This is a genomic window from Virgibacillus sp. W0430, from assembly GCF_051846935.1.
Lineage (GTDB): Bacteria > Bacillota > Bacilli > Bacillales > Amphibacillaceae > JBPYCR01.
The window spans coordinates 127,749-144,587 of sequence record NZ_JBPYCS010000005.1; the positions used below are offsets into that span (position 1 = coordinate 127,749).

A 16,839-nucleotide genomic window follows, 5' to 3' on the forward strand; every position below is an offset into this window, starting at 1 on the left:
GGGCACCCATTCCGTTCATTTTTCTAACGCTTAGTAAAACACGCAGTGCTCCCTCATCACTTCCTAGCGGGGAAGCTAAAAGTAATGAGTTCTTTTTCTTTGAGCTATTCAAAATAAACGCAAAGTGCCACCGAATATTATAAAATTGGAAAACCTCCTCATTTTAGTTAAGGCGTTGCCCACTGAAAGCGAAGCATATGGCAACGGCGGCAAACGCACGCACCCTTGCCACCTTCATCTAGTCATCACAACAAAATCCGATTGCGGTCCTTCAAGCTTTGTTAATGGATCATAAGGAACAATATAATATTGCGACTTATTGAACAGTGATACATTTTCAACAATAAATTCCGTCTTCCCAGACACTTCTCCAATCCTCTCATCAATTCCCTTTTTCACCTTATATATACGATACACAACTCGATTGTCCGAAGCTGCCTCCCACGTTAACTTACCTTGTACAATAGAAAGACCACCAAATATATAAGTTGCTTTCACATTAGTTACTTTCGATAATTTAATCGGGCTTTCAACCGCCTTAATGCCATCCGGTTTTATAAAGCCCGCTTGCAAGGAACGTTGGTTATCCATTTCTGATAAAATCTCTTTCATTAGACGTACGGGTGCAGTACTTCCAGTAGTTAAATAATGGTCTTTATCCGAATAATCGTAACCGACCCAGCAAGCAAATGCATATTCTGGCGTGTACCCTGCAAACCACGCATCTTTATAATACCCCTCTGCATACGGGTGTTCCGTTGATCCCGTTTTTCCTGCCAACTCTTTTTTATATACTCCCTTACGTGCAGTACCTGTTCCAACTACTTGTTGTAGCATTTCCGTCATATTCCAAGCTACTTGCTCTGTAAATACATTGCTCGTTTTTGGTTCTGCTTGTGCAATTAATTCATTCGTACGGCTGTAAATTTGTAAAACTGTGTGCCCCTCTATATAGGAGCCTCCACGAGCAAATGTTTGATATGCATCGGACAATTGAAGTGGAGTAACTCCCTCCTTTAAACCTCCTAGAGCAATCGCTAATCCACTATCTTCAAACGTAATATTCATTTTTTGCAAATATTCTTTTGCATAATCAACCCCTATATTTTGCAGCAACCATACTGCTGGAGCATTTTTTGAATACGTAACAGCATCCATTAAAGAAACAGAGCCTGCGTATTTTCCGTCATAATTTTTTGCTTTATAACCATTCCAATCAATCAGTTGATCGGGAATTAAAGTATATGGGTTATACGCCCCATTCATCATAGCAGGACCATATACTGCAATTGGCTTAAACGCTGATCCAGGCTGACGTTTAACATTAATTCTGTTCAGATCACCAAATTGGTAATTTCTCCCACCAATTACTGAAACAATTCTACCACTCCTATGATCGGTAAGCACAAAAGCACCTTCAACCCCGGGATTATTACCAGGGAAATAATTACTTTCTTGCATACTTTCAAAAGCTATTTTTTGAAACATAGGATTCATCGCAACGATAATACGATATCCACCGCGCTTTACTTGGTCTATCGTCAAATCATATTTTTCAGCCATTTCCTTTAGTACTAAATCAATATAGCTGTCAATCGAAGGATGCTTTTTTCGCTCTGTAATTTGAAGTTGGACACTTGATTCCTGGGCTTTCTTTTGCTCTGCTTTAGAAATCATATCCATTTCGCCCATTACATGCAGAACAACATTTCTTCTTTCCTTCGCCTTTTCCGGATATTCAACAGGAGAATAGCTATTAGGCGCTTTTGCCAACCCTGCCAACAGTGCTCCTTCTTCTAATGATAGTTCGTCTACTTGTTTCGAGAAAAAACGTTCAGAAGCAGCACCTATCCCATAGACTCCTTGACCAAAATATATAGTATTTATATATAACTCCAAAATCTCTTCCTTCTCAAACTCTCTTTCCATATAGATCGAAACCATTACTTCTTTCGTTTTTCTTAACCACGTTTTTTCATTTGTTAGAAATAGATTTTTGGCAAGTTGTTGTGTTATCGTACTCGCACCTTCTACTTTACTTCTCGCCAAAACATCACGGTAAACAGCTCGAATGATCGATTTAAAGTCCACGCCTCCATGGGAATAAAAACGTCGATCTTCAATTGCAATAAAGGCATTTTGCACATGTAAAGGAACACTTTCTAAGGAGACGGGTTTACGATATTCCTCATAAAGCTCCCAAAGCAGTTCTCCATCTTCTGTTTCAATCGTGGAAGTGGCTGGCAAGACAATTTCCTTATCTTTTACAATTAACTTTCCACCGTATACAATCGTCGTTAAAGCAATAAGGAAAATAACGAAAATAATTCCTACACGTATAAACCATTTTTTAAATTTCTGATTAAGTGTTTTATGATGACGTTCTGATCTAGTTTTTGGTTTATCTTGAAGTTCGTCCATTCGTACACCTCTATATTATTTATATCACAACCAATTATACGCGCGATGTAATGTAAAATCGACATGTAAACATTCATTTTAACAATGTTTGTAAATGAGTCGTTTTACAAAAATTACTCGTCCTACAAAACAATCATCAATTGTTTTTTAATAACGTTCTAAATGTTTTCGGACTTCTACTGTACGAATCTGCATCATAAACTTACCAAATATATAATTTAAGATAAATCGAATGAAAAGTAGGGTAATCTATACATAGAGAAATTTTAAAAGGAGGTAAAATCAATGAATGCGTATATGACTACAGGAACAATTGATTTTTTAAAACAACTTGAAAGGAAATATAAAGCGATTCCCTTTCACTTTATGAGCAATCCTAATGGAGCGTTAGCTTATTATGAAGGTAAAGGAAAGAGTGTCTTTCAATCAGGAAGAACATATCATGTCCTTTTATCTAAAGGTGAAATTTCGGAAAAAGGGTACGTCGTTATGAACAACATTCCTGTTACAGAAGAAGGAAGGCCTGTTTTTGAAGACCTTTTTGATAAGCGTCAGAATGAGATGGATAAAGTACCCGGATTTCATGCGTTCCGATTGCTCCAGCCCAATAGGGGAAACACGTATGTTGTTTTTACACAGTGGTCTTCAGAAGTAGACTATCTAAATTGGAAAGACTCAGATGCATTTAAAAACTCACATAGCGAACATGCAGTGAAACCGCCTGCTTATTTTGCTGATCGCCCGTTTGTAAGCACATACGATATGATCGCAGAAGATGAGGATGCATAACGTATAAATAAAAAATTCGAGCTGTATTCTTACTTAAAGAAACGGCTCGAATTTCTTTTCAATTTACGATTAATCGAGTACGTACTCTTCAAAAAACTGCTGAAAATCTGCTTCAGGTCGTTCCCCACTTATTCGACCGACTTCTTTCCCATCTTCATAATGAACAATCGTTGGTGTTCCTTCAATCTCATATTCTTCCATCTTGTCAAATTCAAGTAAATTCATCTTCTTCATATCCACACCAAGCTCTTCGGTTAGAGGAACGACGACTGGTGTTGTGCGTTGACAGTAAACACACGTTGGACTATAAAAATAGACGGTTACATCGTCACCATTTGCTAAGCTTTTATCTAACTCCTCTGGAATAATTTGATTTTTATATAGCGGGTCATCTAATTGATCAATTGTTTCCTGGCGCAAATTATCCTTGCCATAAGGATTATCGTTTCCTTGAAGTGCTTGTTTATTTTTATAATCGTTCACAAAAAATAAAGCAATAAACAATACAATAAGTACCGCTAGTAAACCTAACATTTTCTTCTTCACAGTTTTTTCCCCCTCGTTTGGCGCCACAATATTAAATGCAGCGAAAAAATAATAATAAAAGCCAGTCCGGCTAAAAATGGAATAGTAATAAACCCAAAATAATTTACGTATTGTAAGTTACATGGAACATCCCCGCAAATATCACTTGATCCGATTAAAGTAGGAAATTTTTGAATCGCGTAATGGTACGCGGATATAAAAATACCACTTCCACTTAAAATTAGGCCAGGGAACGCAATGGATACGTCTCTTTTTAAAGCAGCTACGCCATAAATAATAACTAATGGGTACATAAAAATTCGCTGAATCCAGCAAAGCTCGCAAGGAATATATCCCATTACTTCGGAATAAAACAAACTTCCAAGCAGAGCAACGAGAGCCTGAACCCAAATTAAAAGCAATATATTTTCATTTTCTTTTCCATTTTCCATATTTATGTTCTCCTCAAGAAACAGACTGGCTCATACGTTTTGTAAACATGGTTTTACATACCGCTATTATACAAGCTCGTGCTAAAAAAAACAAAAAGCTCGTTTCTGTTGATTGAGTCACGTATTTGTGGGTGTTAGTTTAAGAAGTTAAAAAACCTCTCTTTGTATTCGTTAATTTTAGTATTGATTCCTACCGACCGCAGAGGAGGCTGAAACCGTGCCCGCGGAAAGCATCCACCTGCAGTGAAAATCAACGGTGTTATTCATGTGTATATCGTTCGAAGTAAAATTAATCACATATTATCTAGTTAGATTCGTGCATCTGTTCCCCCACAAACATTTTACTCATACACCATACGATATGGAACCTACCCAAAATATCGATGCAATCATTTCAACAATTGATATGGATGTATTATGAAAAGCAAAAAAACTCGTCTTGGTCCACCTACGGATCTTAATTATGCTGCAATGATAATATCTGTATTTGTACGTTATGTTGAACGAATTCCGACAATAAAAGATTTAATTAAACGCCTTAACCAGGACATTGCTTTTAAAATCAACTGAAGTTTTTTAGTATCTGATGAAATACCATCTGAAGCTTCTTTTCTCGACTCTTAACTAAGTTGAGTGAGTCGAGCACTTTAGAGAAGGTCCAAGAAAATCTTGTTCTTCACAATGGATGCCGGATAAGATTATGAACCGATTTATAAACATGTATACAGCATGGGGCAGCAATCGATGATTCCTAATAATAAACGGAGTGAATCTAATTAGCAATTGATCGAACGAATACAGCATTAACCCAAGAAACACCGGGTGCATAGCAACACCCTCGTCTGTGTGGAATCCGGATCCACGCAGACGAGGGTTGGAAAAGCAACAGCCGAAAATCCATTTTAAAAGTTTTTGGAAAAACTTTTAAAATTAGTTGAAGCGTTGTCTGCGGAAAGCGGAGTGTATCTGGATGGAGCACAGCAGCCACCAATCTAGCTTTAAATTTTTAAGTAGATTTTAAAATTTTGTTCTTTTGTGATTTTTTAAAAATGGCAATTATGAAATTGACTCGCCTAGCTTATTTTTTTAAAAAACGTAAATAAATATATAAAGCTAATTAACAACAGAAAGCCTAGTGTGAATCCAGTCACCACATCCGTGAAATAATGTACATTAATAATAACTCTACTTACACCAACCGAAAAAATAAGTAGCGCGAAAAAAACTTGTAACGGAAGCTTCGCATTAGGAAACTTCCTTATTAAAAAAAACATAAGAAGACCATAACATACCATCGGCGTCATCGCATGTCCAGATGGAAAGCTGTACCCTTCTGCATTTGCTTCAACTAAAATGCTCGGGCGCTCCCGCTCAACTAAATGCTTAATCCACCTATTTAATAAATGACTGCCTAGCGTACCGCCTGCAAAAAAAATAGTTGGTAACCAGCTTTTAAATAACAGCCATAAAACAAACATACCTATAATTGTGAACGGTATGAGAAAAGATCTAGATCCCAGTTCTGTTACCCACCTAGCTAAACTATATATTCCTGTATTGGCCGTAGCTTCTGCAATATTTAATCCCCACTGATCTACATAAGGTACTACTCCACGGTTAATCTTATTTACCCAAACGATGATAAATAGGAAAACAAGAACCATGAAAAGCAGAAGAAAGAATCGTGCTTTATTATCTCTCATCGATACCTTTCCCTTCTTTTCTAGTAAATAATACAAGCTTAATACGCCTTCATTTGTATTGTATTAATTAATCATAAATCAATCTATATAGCAATAGATAACATCTTTAATAATTAGAATTAGACAGTCATATCCTTTATGGTAAAAATATTCGCTCTGTACACAGATTACCCAACAAATAATTCTAATAAAATGATATGTTTGAAAAAACACGAACAGGGAATGGATAATGTATGTAGGATATATGGAAAGAAAGGTAGTGATTTAATGAATAAGGAAACAGAAAAGTTACTAGAAGGGTTAAATACAGACTTGGCGCACGAATATGGTGCCGCAATTCAATATTCGTATAGTGCTTCTGTCGTATCTGGGTTATACCGATCCGCTCTAAAGCCCTTTTTTGAAGAAGAAATCAACGATGAACTCGGCCACGCCCTCTATTTATCGGAAAAAATAAAATCACTCGGTGGAACACCGACGACTCAAGCAGCAGAAGTGCCGCAGCCAACAGATGTCAAGGATATATTAGAGGAAGTGCTTCATGCCGAAACAGAAACAATTAAACGTTATGAACAACGTAAAAAACAAGCAGAGGCGCTTGGAATGACGGAGCTTGTCGTTAAATTAGAGGATTTAATTGCAGATGAAACACACCATAAAGAAGAAGTTGAACGTTTACTAATGGACCCCCGCATTTCTGATTAGTAGTACATTTCAATTGCTTACGTATGTTCAAAAGAAGACACTTTTATGAGTGTGACTAGTAGTAATAAATGGTTTTTAAAAAATGTAGGCATAGTCTAAATACTTAGGCTATGTCGTTTTGCTGTGCCCTTTTACCCCATTGATTTCCACTTAAGATGGTCGTTTACAAGATTCTAAATATATACCAATAAATACGTGAATCCGTCCTCTATTAATCTACTAAAGCCATTCTAATTAAAAAATGCTATAATAATAAGTGGAAATTGTTAAAGGAGGTTCTATAATTGTTAAATAAAATTCATCAAACAATCGAGCAAATGTATCCTGACATGGTAGAAATTCGCCGTTTTTTACACGAGCACCCGGAATTATCCTTCAAAGAATATAAAACCGCTAAGTACATTGCAAACTTTTATGAAGAGTTAGGTATCCCCTATCAACAAAACGTAGGTGGAAATGGAGTCGTTGCAACTTTACAAGGTGGCAAACCAGGGAAGACCGTTGCACTTCGAGCCGATTTTGATGCTCTACCGATTCAAGACGAAAAAGATGTTCCGTATAAATCAAAAGTCGATGGCGTAATGCACGCATGTGGGCATGATGGTCATACCGCCACCCTTTTAATACTCGCTAAAGCATTAAAACAATATGAAAAAGATATTCCTGGAACCGTCGTATTCCTTCACCAGCATGCAGAAGAACTAGCGCCAGGTGGGGCTAAACCAATCGTTGAATCAGGTGCGCTCGATAATGTTGATGCTGTTTTTGGCACACATCTATGGGCAACTACACCGGTTGGTGAGCTGCAAACGAATAAAAGCACCTTTATGGCGGGAGCGGATCGCTTTGAAATTATTGTAAAAGGAAAAGGTGGTCATGGTGCTTACCCCCATGAAACAAAAGATGCAATTGTGATTGGTAGCCAACTAGTAAGTCAATTACAAGAAATTATTAGTAGAAGACTCGATCCGTTGAAAACAGGTGTAATCACAGTAGGTGTTTTTGAAGCTGGTACAACGTTTAATATAATTGCCGATAGTGCAAAAATTGCTGGGACTGTCCGGTATTTAGAAGCGGATGTTCAATCGCTCATTAAGCACGAAATGGAAAAGACAATCGAAGGAATTTGTGCTCGATACGATATTGCATGTGATTTTAATTATGTCGAAGGGTATCCGCCACTTATTAATCACGAAAAAGAAACAGCGCTTGTAATCGAAGCTGGGAAGTCAATTCCCGAAATACATACAGCTGGCGAGGTTGCACCTCAAATGGGTGGAGAGGACTTTGCTTATTATATGATGGAAAAACCAGGCGCCTACTTTTTTACAGGCGCCAAAAAGGAAGGGCACTGCTATCCACATCATCATCCTAAGTTTGACTTCGATGAAAAAGCGTTGCCGGTCGCTGCAAAAACATTAATTAATGTTTATTTCGCGTATCAAGAAGCAAATAAATAACACAAGCCCCCCATACAGAGACACGATAGCTGTTTCATAGGGGGGCTCTTTATGCGAGCTTTCGCTTCATATATACATAGTGGTAAAAATAGGTGAACAAAAGACCGATGAGCACTACAAGAATTGCATAAAAATACCCTTCCATAACAAAAAATAAAAGGGCAAACACTCCTGTCTGCACGATTGATAATAAATTCCCCCATTTTAAATACGCATTGCGTCGATTCGTTTGCTCAATTGGATACAAATCGAGCCAAATAATTGTTCGATGATGTTCATATAATGTGCTTAACTGGAAGCTACTCAAATAAATGAACAAGATCGCGAAGATGAGCTTTAACCATTCAGCAGGTACAAAGTAAATTAGTAATCCGCCTAGTAAAAGAAAACGGACATACATTCCTAAATAATCCCCACTCCGAACGAATGTTAAACGATATAAGTAATCATATGTACTCGCTTGTGAAAAAGGGACCATCTTTCCAATTAATCGTGTCAACCACTTTCTTCTCTTAATACTCTTTTTGAAATGAGGTACTTCTGCAAACATATTCGCCATACGATAAAAGAATTGCATACGTACATGTTCTTTTTCAACCAATACAACCCAGTTCAATCCTGGCTGCTTTGAAGTTAACACCCATACATAAATAAATAGGATTAAAAACAAAATAGTGACGACTGTCGCAAATATAAGGCTCCCATTAACAATAAAATAAAACAATAGTATATTTAGAAGCACACGGACGAATAAATCAACATGCCGACTGCTCCCATCCCGACTTTTCAGCATTTGCCAGCTTATAAGCATGTTCCCTAGCTTAAAGACAATTAACAGGAATAGAGTTAGTAAATAAACCTTTCCTGTACGATTTGGAAATGCGTGGAAATACAAAGGTCCGAGCACTGCAGCAGAAAGAAGCAATACATACAATTGAATTACAAAACTATATAAGAGGGCATTTCGAAAGTACGCTTTCATTTTTGGCTCTGCAACGGTAATAAATACAAGATCAGGTTCTTTTAATAAAGTTCGGACTGGATTGTAGCTAATGACGAGTCCAAATCCAATGCCTATGACGACTGATGCAGGAAAATCATTTGAAAGCTGTGCCAACCATTGTTGATAATAAACAGCTAATGCAGAAATTAAAAAAACCATTACGACTGCTATATGCCCGTTAAACATATACCGCAAATACCGACTTGTCTCTTTTACATGCATAGATAAACGCTGCTTGAAAAATAGATGTGCGTTAAACATGGTGCGTTTCCTTCGTTAGTTCTAAATACAAATCATCCAACGTCGCTTGCGGCATATTAAACTCTTCTCTTAATGCACTTAATGACCCTGTTGCACGTATGCGTCCTTCATGAATAATGACAAATCGATCACAATATCTTTCCGCGGTTGCTAATATATGGGTGGACATTAAAACACCTGCACCTTTTGCTTTCATTTCTTCCATCCAATGCAAATACGATTGAATACCTAACGGATCCAATCCGACAAACGGTTCATCTACAATATATAATGGTGGCTCAACTAAGAACGCACACATAATCATTACTTTTTGTCGCATCCCCTTCGAAAAATGAACAGGAAACCAATTCAATTGTTTTTCCATCCGAAACGCTTGCAAGAGAGGGGTTAATCGTTGTTTAAAATCTTTTTCGGTTATCCCATGTGCCATCGCAGTTAATTGCAAATGCTCCTGCAACGTTAACTCATCATATAAAATTGGCATTTCTGGAATATAAGCAAGCTGTTTCCGATATGCCGCTGGATTAGAATGAAACGTTTCTCCATTAATAGAAACGCTACCGCTTTTTGCTTGCATAAGTCCGATTACATGCTTAATTGTCGTACTTTTTCCTGCACCATTTAATCCAATTAAACCGATGATTTCCTTAGGGTATACGTTAAAAGTTATCCCATGCAGTACATTTTTATTCGTATATCCGCCAACCAATTGATCAATTTGTAATAAAGGTTTCACTAGTGTTCCTCCTTGCTTCCTGCCTCATTCGATTTTATCATTATTAAGAGATGTTGCCAAAGTAAACTATTCTTTTCTTTTCAACATTATTTTTAAATAATGTGTATAATTTAATTCAAGCTGTTTATAATACTAACCGAGGGATGAGGATATCACTGCAATAAATTTTTGTTAAAACAAAATGAGGTGTTAGTGATGGGCAAACTATTGATATAAAACTCTTTTGCTTTCAACTTGCTCAATGGCATTGAGCAGAGAGCAAAACAGTTTATCATTTCGTTAAATGATTAAAACCGTTTAGCAGAATGAAGAAAAGTCCCCAATGTAGTACCCAACCCTCATTCCCTCTTAAAGCAGGTTGGTTAGGTTAATCCTGACCAGCCTGTTTCTAATTTTAGTTTGTTTTTAGTTTGTGTTACTGATTATGCCTCTATTTTATTACGTATCTAACTATGCTAAACTAAAGGGGGAACAAGATTAACAAAAGTAATGATGGATTGCTTACAGATTGCTTTTATTGTTGCATCTTTTTAATTGCACAACCAATGTATAGGGGAGATGAATAATTATGAACCATAACGATTGTATTTTTTGTAAAATAATTAATGGGAATATTCCTTCTGCAAAGGTATATGAAGATGATCATGTCTATGCCTTCTTAGATATTAGTCAAGTATCAAAAGGCCATACGCTTATTATTCCTAAAATACATACAAAAAACATTTACGAGACACCTCCGGAAATTGCTAAAGAACTATTTGCAAAAGTGCCTATTATTGCGAACGCATTAAAAGAGGCATATAATCCAATTGGAATGAACGTTCTCAATAATAATGAAGCGCCTGCAGGGCAATCTGTTTTTCATTTACACATCCATCTATTGCCAAAGTATAGTGAATCAGAAGGCTTTTCTGTAAATTGGAAAACACACGAAGATAAATACTCCGCTACGGATCTACAGCAAATCGCTGAAAAAATAAATGAAGCAATTAAAAATTAACTGTTTTATCTGTTATTATTTATGGTATAATTACTCTATAATATCTGCAACTAACTACGAGAGTATAGTTGAGATAAGATAAGATTAGATGAGGAGAGTTAGACAAATGAATATTCGTGTATTAATTATTTTGTCCTTATTAGTAGGAATGGGTGCCGTATTGCATATTATAACACCACCACTGCTGTTCGGGATGAAGCCAGACATGGTGTTGTGTATGATGTTTTTAGGTATTTTACTATTTCCTAAGCTACAGTATGTACTACTCGTTTCTATCGCTTCAGGAATTGTAGCTGCCTTAACAACTGCTGTTCCAGGTGGCCAAATATCCAATTTAATCGACAAGCCGATTACTGGATTAATCTTTTTTGCATTAGTATTGCTTGTTGGGGACAAGCTAAATAAAAACATAAGCTCTCCAATTTTGGCAGCGCTTGGCACACTTGTTAGTGGAGTAGTCTTTTTATCCGTCGCTTTATTCATTGTAGGATTGCTTGAGGGTGCTTTCACACAATTATTTGTCTTAGTTGTATTACCAGCGACAGCTGCAAACATTATTTTAATGGCAATTATTTATCCTATTGCACAAAACATTATGAAAAGATCGCAATCATTTTCAATTTCTTAACAATCCATTGAAATTAAATCCCTTGGCAAAATTGTCAAGGGATTTTTTCAAAAAGACTAAGATGTTTCAACCACTTCAATTGGTGGGTAAAATAATATTAAGTAGTTAAGTAAAGGAGATAATAACATGTCTAGAAGCAAATCACTATTACTCGGGTTTATAATTGGCGGAACAGTAAGTGCTGCAGCGACATTATTAAGTACTCCTTCATCAGGAAGAGATTTACGTGATCGTATGAAGGAACAGAGTTTAGAATGGAAAGATATGCTTGATAACTTATTTCAAGACGTTCTTCGCTTAAAGGATCAAATTGCTAAAACTTCAAAAGAAGGCGCAGCATTAATTAATGAACTTACTCAAGAAATGAAATCCTCCATAGATGAATGGAAGATTGCCATTGAACCGAATCAAGAAAACATGCTTGAATACTTAGAACAAATTGAGGCAAGCATTAAAGACTTGGAAAAAAAGATCAATACAAAAAAAGAAAACTAAAATCTAAGGAGTAATCGGGAAATAGGGAGGATTAATTTCACTAACATCTTCCGCTCATGGAATACTCTTTTTGGCGGGCGAATGGTGATCCTTCACTTGCTACATGAGGTCACTGAAAAAGTTCTCAAATGTTTTTTATATTCGGAAGCAATTGATTGCAGGGAAAGGCAGACACTTTCCGTCGGCAGGTCTTACCGGTCTCTTATCCTCCCACTAAAGTCTCGCATTTTCCATTCGCTCACGTTGGAGAGCCTTCCTGATTAGCCACAAGCTAATCAAAAACCGAATTTAAGTATATGTACAAATATAGTCAGACAACTCATTTTAAATTAATGAGCTGTCTGACTTTTTTCGAGTATTATTTACAACTTGAATGAATTTCATAATTTCAAGCCCTTACAGAGCAATGGTTTGAAAACTAAAAAAAGAAGTACCTCACCAAATCTTGTATAAAGGTAGTTGACTACAAACCAAAGACTGAAGGGGCACTCCCTATGACCATTATACGTCAACCTAGCTTATTTAGCAGTCAAGAACTATACGATGATTGAGTCACGTATTTGTGGGTGTTATTTTAAGAAGTTAAAAAACCTCTCTTTGTATTCGTTAATATTAATATTGATTCCTACCGACCGCAGTAGATATACACTACGCTTTCCGTGGGCAGTGAAAATCAACGGTGTTATTCATGTGTATATCGGTCGAAGTAAAATTGACCACATATTATCTAGTTAGATTCGTGCATCTGTTCCCCCACAAACAGTTTACTCATACACTATACGATAATACCATCTGAAGCTTCTTATTCTCGACGCTTAACGAAGTTGAGTGAATCGAGTACTTTGGATAAAGTCGAAGAAAATCTTGTTCTTCAAGCAATCAAATGAGGCTCTATCATTGATGATACTATCGCGATTGATCCAACCCATTTTGAGGCTCGATCAGGCTCCGCCAAAGAAGGAAAAAAACAAATCTGAACCTAAGAAACGTGGGCGTAAGCCAAAGGAAGAGCGTGAACAATGGGTAAAATAAAAGGCTGAAAGAGAATACAAGACCTTGAAATACACAAGCCCCAAGGAATGTATCAATTGTCCATTGGCTACTGAAGGCATTTGTCAAAAAGTATTTAAGGTGAAGACCACCAAAGATCTTCGAAGATATACAGCCCCAGCTTGGGAAATTATCTATAGGCGACGTACAACCGTTGAACGAATGCACATCTTAAAGAGTTCTTTCAATTAGACAATGTTCGTTACAGAACTGGTAAACGAGCAAAAATTCATTTTGATATAGTCACCCTAATGTACAATGCATTTAAATTAGCAGTTGACCGAATGAATACAGCATTCAACCAAAAAAACAGGTTGCATAGCAACACCAACTCATCTGAGTGGAATCCAGATCCACGCAGACTCCTGCAGGAAAAGCAACAGCCGAAAATCCATTTAAAAAGTTTTGGCAAAAACTTTTTAAATTAGTTGAGGCGTTGACTGCGGAAAGCGGAGTGAATCTGTGTGGAACAGAGCAGCCACCAATCTCGCTTTAAATTTTTAAGTGGATTTTAAAATTGGTTCTTTTGTGATTTTATAAAAGTGGCAATTATAAAATTGACTCACTTACGAGATAAAATACTTTTCTTAAAACGTTACAAAAAAGTGATGGTAAATACACCATCACTTTTGAAAAAAAACGTTCATTTCATTTTATTAATTTTTAGGTTGAAGATCCTCTATAGAATTAATATCCATATAAGCAGGTACTACTAACCCTATTTTTGCACCTTCTAAATTTGCACCTAAGTCAACGATATTATCTTTATGCTGTTCATAAAAGTCTTTATGCGTAATCGGCAACCAAGCAGCGAGTGTAGCATCACCATCACCGTTAGCGATCGATTCAAATACTACTGCAACATCTACAGGCGTAACTGTTACCTTAAAGCCCTTTTGTTCCATTGCTACTTTCAATACTCCTGAAGAAGCACGTTCAGAATCCCATGGAGTGGAGACGAGTTCTACTTCTACACCATCGACATCTTCTACTCCCTCAGCCCATTCTGCCACTTTGTCTGGGTTATCTTCTACCCATCTTTTTGCTACTTCATCAATATCATCGCCAGTCTCTTTTGATTCGTACATAATATCTTCCATATCTTTGACTTCCCAATTAAACTGGTCGATCATTTTAAATGCATTTGGTTTATCTTGCTCAAGCCCTTTACGAGCTAGAGAAACAATCTGTTCAACGCCACCATATATCTCTTTTGGATCCTCTAAATATTTCATATCTGGGTACTTAGCAAATGTCCAATGTGGATTCCATCCTGTAATAATAATCGGCTCTTCATTTTCAATCGCTTTATCTAGTTCTGTTGCCATTGCAGCAGTAGATGACAGCTCTACATTCCATCCGCTTAAGCTTTCATATTCTTCGATCGCTTTTTCGGTCGTAACAGAAATACCTGCACCTGGCTCAATTCCTGTAATTGTGTAATTCAATGCCTCTCCAACAGATGCACTGTCGGTTGACTCTGTCTCATTATTCGAATCTGCTTCATCGCTACCATTGTCTTCTGCCCCACCACACCCAGCTGTTAATATGAGTAGTATCGCAACGATACCGAGTGTTGCAAGCTTAAATGTATTTATTTGCTGTATCATTTTATCCCCATTCCTTATTATTAAATTTAACAATTATTTAATTCTTTGGCAGTAGTTCTTCAATTGAAGTAATATCCATATAATCAGGAACTACTAGGCCTATTTTAACGCCTTCAAGATTAGGTCCTAAGTTCTCAACATTTTCCTTATGTTGCTCGAATAATTCTCCTTGTGATACAGGTAACCAAGCTGCAACCATGCCATCGGTTTCTCCGGAAGCTACAGATTGCCACATAACAGCCATATCTAAAGGAGTGATCGATACGTCAAACCCTAAATCTTCCAGTACTTTTTTCATAACGTTTGTAGAACCAATTTCAGTATCCCATTCTACATAACTTAATTCAATCTCTTTGCCATCGACCTTTTTAGCGCCATTAGTCCATTCAGCTACTTTGTCTTCGTTCTCTTTTACCCATTCTACCGCTACTTCCTCGGGATCTCCTCCTTCAGAAATTTTTAACATAACCTCATCTAAATCATCCGACGTCCAATAAAATTGATCAAGAACTTTATAAGCATTTGGCATATCTTCTTTTAAGCCTGTACGAACAATCGTTTCAATATTTTGAGGATCACCGTATGCATTTTTCGTATCCTCTAAATAATGTAAATCAAATTTCGCAAACTTCCAATGCGGCGACCACCCTGTTACGATGATTGGTTCTTCTTTTTCAATAGCTGCTTCTAAAGCAGTTGCCATCGCACCACTAGATGAGGCATTTAGCTCCCAGCCTTCTAAATTTCCATACGTTTCAAGGGCCGTCTCCGTTGCCATCATTATGCCTGCCCCAGCTTCAATACCTGTGATCGAATAATCGACCTGTTCGCTATAATCTGATGCACCATTTTCTGCGTCATTATCGGCATTTGGTTCTTCTTTTGAAGTGTCCCCACAAGCAGACATAACAGCTAAGAGCGCAACTATTATTACTAATCCTATTGTAAATTTAAAATGAAACCTTTTTTGCACTGTCATTTGATGCTTTAACTCCTTTTAAGCTAAAAATAAATAAGACTATCATGTACAATAGTCTTATTTACTTTTTTGAAAGTATTATTTTGCTTCTAAATCATCAATTGAATCAATATCCATATAAGAAGGAACGACTAAACCGATCTTTGCACCTTCCAAGTTTTCACCTAAATCTACTAATGAGTCTTTATATTCTTCATACAAATCTCCATGAGTAGCAGGTAACCATGCTGCGACCATTCCATCTGCTTCCCCATTCGCTACTGCTTGCCACATTACTGCATTGTCTAATGGTGTAAGTGTTACAGCGTATCCTAAATCTTCTAGAACTTTTCCTACAACATGTGTGGACGAAATTTCAGAATCCCACTCTACATAAACGAGCTCAATTTCTTCACCATCTGCTTCTTCTACACCATTGGTCCATTCAGTTACTTTGTCAGTATTTTCTTCAACCCATGCCGCTGCAGCTTCTGCCGGTTCAGCACCATCCTGGATTTCAAGCATTACTGTCTCCATATCTTCCGTTGACCAGTTAAATTGATCTAACAATTTATATGCATTTGGCAAATCATCTTCTAAGCCTTCACGCACCATCGTTGAAATGATTTCTTCGTCTCCAAATACGCCTTTTGGATCTTCTAAGTATTTCAAGTCATATTTTGCAAATTTCCAATGCGGTGTCCAGCCTGTAACAACAATTGGTTCTTCATTAGCAACAGCTTCACCTAAAGCGGCCGCCATCGCTCCACTTGATGATGCTTGTACTTCCCAACCATCAAGACCGTATTCCTCTACTGCTTTTTCAGATGCTTTAAATACACCTGCTCCTGCCTCGATTCCAGTAATTTTATAGTCTAGCTCTTCGCTATAATTTACTTCATCATTACCTGCTTCAGAATTATCCCCTTCTTCTGTTGCATCATCCGAACCACATCCAGCAGTAAATAACGCAACTAAAAGTCCTAATCCTAAAATAAGACCTAGGCGTCTCCAATTAAACATACTCATTAAAAAATCCCCCT

General features: G+C 37.0%; 15 protein-coding genes and 2 pseudogenes. 8 read left to right on the top strand and 9 right to left on the bottom strand.

Going from position 1 to position 16,839, the window contains the following annotated elements:
* Nucleotides 1-234: 234 nt before the first annotated feature.
* A complete protein-coding gene (locus tag ACLIBH_RS04530; RefSeq protein WP_439315508.1) occupies nucleotides 235-2,421 on the bottom strand; it encodes a PBP1A family penicillin-binding protein in 2,187 nt (728 codons plus the stop codon).
* 285 nt (nucleotides 2,422-2,706) lie between these two features.
* Between ACLIBH_RS04530 and ACLIBH_RS04535 the strand changes: the two genes are divergently transcribed.
* A complete protein-coding gene (locus tag ACLIBH_RS04535) occupies nucleotides 2,707-3,210 on the top strand; it encodes an antibiotic biosynthesis monooxygenase family protein (protein WP_439315509.1) in 504 nt (167 codons plus the stop codon).
* Nucleotides 3,211-3,279: 69 nt separating this feature from the next.
* On the opposite strand, the gene ACLIBH_RS04540 is transcribed toward ACLIBH_RS04535, so the two are convergent.
* Together ACLIBH_RS04540 and ACLIBH_RS04545 are read right to left on the bottom strand one after the other, a co-directional pair.
* A complete protein-coding gene (locus ACLIBH_RS04540; RefSeq protein WP_439315510.1) occupies nucleotides 3,280-3,756 on the bottom strand; it encodes a thioredoxin family protein in 477 nt (158 codons plus the stop codon).
* On the bottom strand, nucleotides 3,753-4,187 hold the full coding sequence (locus tag ACLIBH_RS04545) for a disulfide oxidoreductase (protein WP_439315511.1): 435 nt from the start codon (nucleotides 4,185-4,187) through the stop codon (nucleotides 3,753-3,755). Before ACLIBH_RS04545 ends, ACLIBH_RS04540 begins: the two co-directional genes overlap by 4 nt.
* Before the next feature lie 361 nt (nucleotides 4,188-4,548).
* On the opposite strand from ACLIBH_RS04545, the pseudogene ACLIBH_RS04550 reads away from it, so the two are divergent.
* Nucleotides 4,549-4,840, top strand: a pseudogene (locus ACLIBH_RS04550) (transposase); the annotation flags it as partial.
* Between the two features lie 420 nt (nucleotides 4,841-5,260).
* On the opposite strand, the gene ACLIBH_RS04555 reads toward ACLIBH_RS04550, so the two are convergent.
* The gene (locus tag ACLIBH_RS04555) at nucleotides 5,261-5,890 is read right to left on the bottom strand and encodes a phosphatase PAP2 family protein (RefSeq protein WP_439315512.1); all 630 of its coding nucleotides are present in this window, start codon (nucleotides 5,888-5,890) and stop codon (nucleotides 5,261-5,263) included.
* Between the two features lie 267 nt (nucleotides 5,891-6,157).
* Between ACLIBH_RS04555 and ACLIBH_RS04560 the strand changes: the two genes are divergently transcribed.
* On the top strand, nucleotides 6,158-6,595 hold the full coding sequence (locus ACLIBH_RS04560) for a ferritin-like domain-containing protein (protein ID WP_439315513.1): 438 nt from the start codon (nucleotides 6,158-6,160) through the stop codon (nucleotides 6,593-6,595).
* Nucleotides 6,596-6,879: 284 nt separating this feature from the next.
* Entirely contained in the window at nucleotides 6,880-8,055 is a 1,176-nt protein-coding gene (locus ACLIBH_RS04565; RefSeq protein WP_439315514.1) for a M20 family metallopeptidase, read from the top strand.
* Between the two features lie 49 nt (nucleotides 8,056-8,104).
* Here ACLIBH_RS04565 and ACLIBH_RS04570 read toward each other — a convergent pair whose 3' ends face one another.
* Complete coding sequence (locus ACLIBH_RS04570; RefSeq protein ID WP_439315515.1) at nucleotides 8,105-9,319, bottom strand: ABC transporter permease; 1,215 nt, start codon at nucleotides 9,317-9,319, stop codon at nucleotides 8,105-8,107.
* A complete protein-coding gene (locus tag ACLIBH_RS04575) occupies nucleotides 9,312-10,055 on the bottom strand; it encodes an ABC transporter ATP-binding protein (RefSeq protein ID WP_439315516.1) in 744 nt (247 codons plus the stop codon). The genes ACLIBH_RS04570 and ACLIBH_RS04575 overlap by 8 nt, the downstream gene beginning before the upstream one ends.
* Nucleotides 10,056-10,623: 568 nt before the next feature.
* Here ACLIBH_RS04575 and ACLIBH_RS04580 point away from each other — a divergent pair.
* The 4 genes and pseudogenes from ACLIBH_RS04580 to ACLIBH_RS04595 all read left to right on the top strand — a co-directional run.
* Nucleotides 10,624-11,055, top strand: a complete 432-nt coding sequence (locus ACLIBH_RS04580; RefSeq protein ID WP_439315517.1) for an HIT family protein — start codon at nucleotides 10,624-10,626, stop codon at nucleotides 11,053-11,055.
* Between the two features lie 106 nt (nucleotides 11,056-11,161).
* On the top strand, nucleotides 11,162-11,683 hold the full coding sequence (locus ACLIBH_RS04585; protein WP_439315518.1) for a tryptophan transporter: 522 nt from the start codon (nucleotides 11,162-11,164) through the stop codon (nucleotides 11,681-11,683).
* A 126-nt stretch (nucleotides 11,684-11,809) separates the two neighbouring features.
* The gene (locus ACLIBH_RS04590; RefSeq protein WP_439315519.1) at nucleotides 11,810-12,178 is read left to right on the top strand and encodes a YtxH domain-containing protein; all 369 of its coding nucleotides are present in this window, start codon (nucleotides 11,810-11,812) and stop codon (nucleotides 12,176-12,178) included.
* A gap of 785 nt (nucleotides 12,179-12,963) precedes the next feature.
* Nucleotides 12,964-13,548 (top strand): annotated as a pseudogene (locus ACLIBH_RS04595) (transposase); the annotation flags it as partial.
* A gap of 336 nt (nucleotides 13,549-13,884) precedes the next feature.
* Here ACLIBH_RS04595 and ACLIBH_RS04600 read toward each other — a convergent pair.
* From ACLIBH_RS04600 to ACLIBH_RS04610, 3 genes are all read right to left on the bottom strand, one after another.
* Entirely contained in the window at nucleotides 13,885-14,838 is a 954-nt protein-coding gene (locus ACLIBH_RS04600) for a glycine betaine ABC transporter substrate-binding protein (protein ID WP_439315520.1), read from the bottom strand.
* A 37-nt stretch (nucleotides 14,839-14,875) separates the two neighbouring features.
* On the bottom strand, nucleotides 14,876-15,817 hold the full coding sequence (locus tag ACLIBH_RS04605; RefSeq protein ID WP_439315521.1) for a glycine betaine ABC transporter substrate-binding protein: 942 nt from the start codon (nucleotides 15,815-15,817) through the stop codon (nucleotides 14,876-14,878).
* 78 nt (nucleotides 15,818-15,895) lie between these two features.
* Nucleotides 15,896-16,825, bottom strand: coding sequence for a glycine betaine ABC transporter substrate-binding protein (locus ACLIBH_RS04610; protein WP_439315522.1), 930 nt, complete (start codon nucleotides 16,823-16,825; stop codon nucleotides 15,896-15,898).
* Nucleotides 16,826-16,839: the final 14 nt, after the last annotated feature.

Excerpts from the sequence above, each read along its gene's own strand:
- ACLIBH_RS04585 (WP_439315518.1), top strand. The coding sequence starts at position 11,162 with ATGAATATTCGTGTATTAATTATTTTGTCCTTATTAGTAGGAATGGGT.
- ACLIBH_RS04600 (WP_439315520.1), bottom strand. The coding sequence starts at position 14,838 with ATGATACAGCAAATAAATACATTTAAGCTTGCAACACTCGGTATCGTT.
- ACLIBH_RS04605 (WP_439315521.1), bottom strand. The coding sequence starts at position 15,817 with ATGACAGTGCAAAAAAGGTTTCATTTTAAATTTACAATAGGATTAGTA.
- ACLIBH_RS04580 (WP_439315517.1), top strand. The coding sequence starts at position 10,624 with ATGAACCATAACGATTGTATTTTTTGTAAAATAATTAATGGGAATATT.
- ACLIBH_RS04560 (WP_439315513.1), top strand. The coding sequence starts at position 6,158 with ATGAATAAGGAAACAGAAAAGTTACTAGAAGGGTTAAATACAGACTTG.
- ACLIBH_RS04610 (WP_439315522.1), bottom strand. The coding sequence starts at position 16,825 with ATGAGTATGTTTAATTGGAGACGCCTAGGTCTTATTTTAGGATTAGGA.
- ACLIBH_RS04570 (WP_439315515.1), bottom strand. The coding sequence starts at position 9,319 with ATGTTTAACGCACATCTATTTTTCAAGCAGCGTTTATCTATGCATGTA.
- ACLIBH_RS04590 (WP_439315519.1), top strand. The coding sequence starts at position 11,810 with ATGTCTAGAAGCAAATCACTATTACTCGGGTTTATAATTGGCGGAACA.
- ACLIBH_RS04545 (WP_439315511.1), bottom strand. The coding sequence starts at position 4,187 with ATGGAAAATGGAAAAGAAAATGAAAATATATTGCTTTTAATTTGGGTT.
- ACLIBH_RS04535 (WP_439315509.1), top strand. The coding sequence starts at position 2,707 with ATGAATGCGTATATGACTACAGGAACAATTGATTTTTTAAAACAACTT.
- ACLIBH_RS04555 (WP_439315512.1), bottom strand. The coding sequence starts at position 5,890 with ATGAGAGATAATAAAGCACGATTCTTTCTTCTGCTTTTCATGGTTCTT.
- ACLIBH_RS04530 (WP_439315508.1), bottom strand. The coding sequence starts at position 2,421 with ATGGACGAACTTCAAGATAAACCAAAAACTAGATCAGAACGTCATCAT.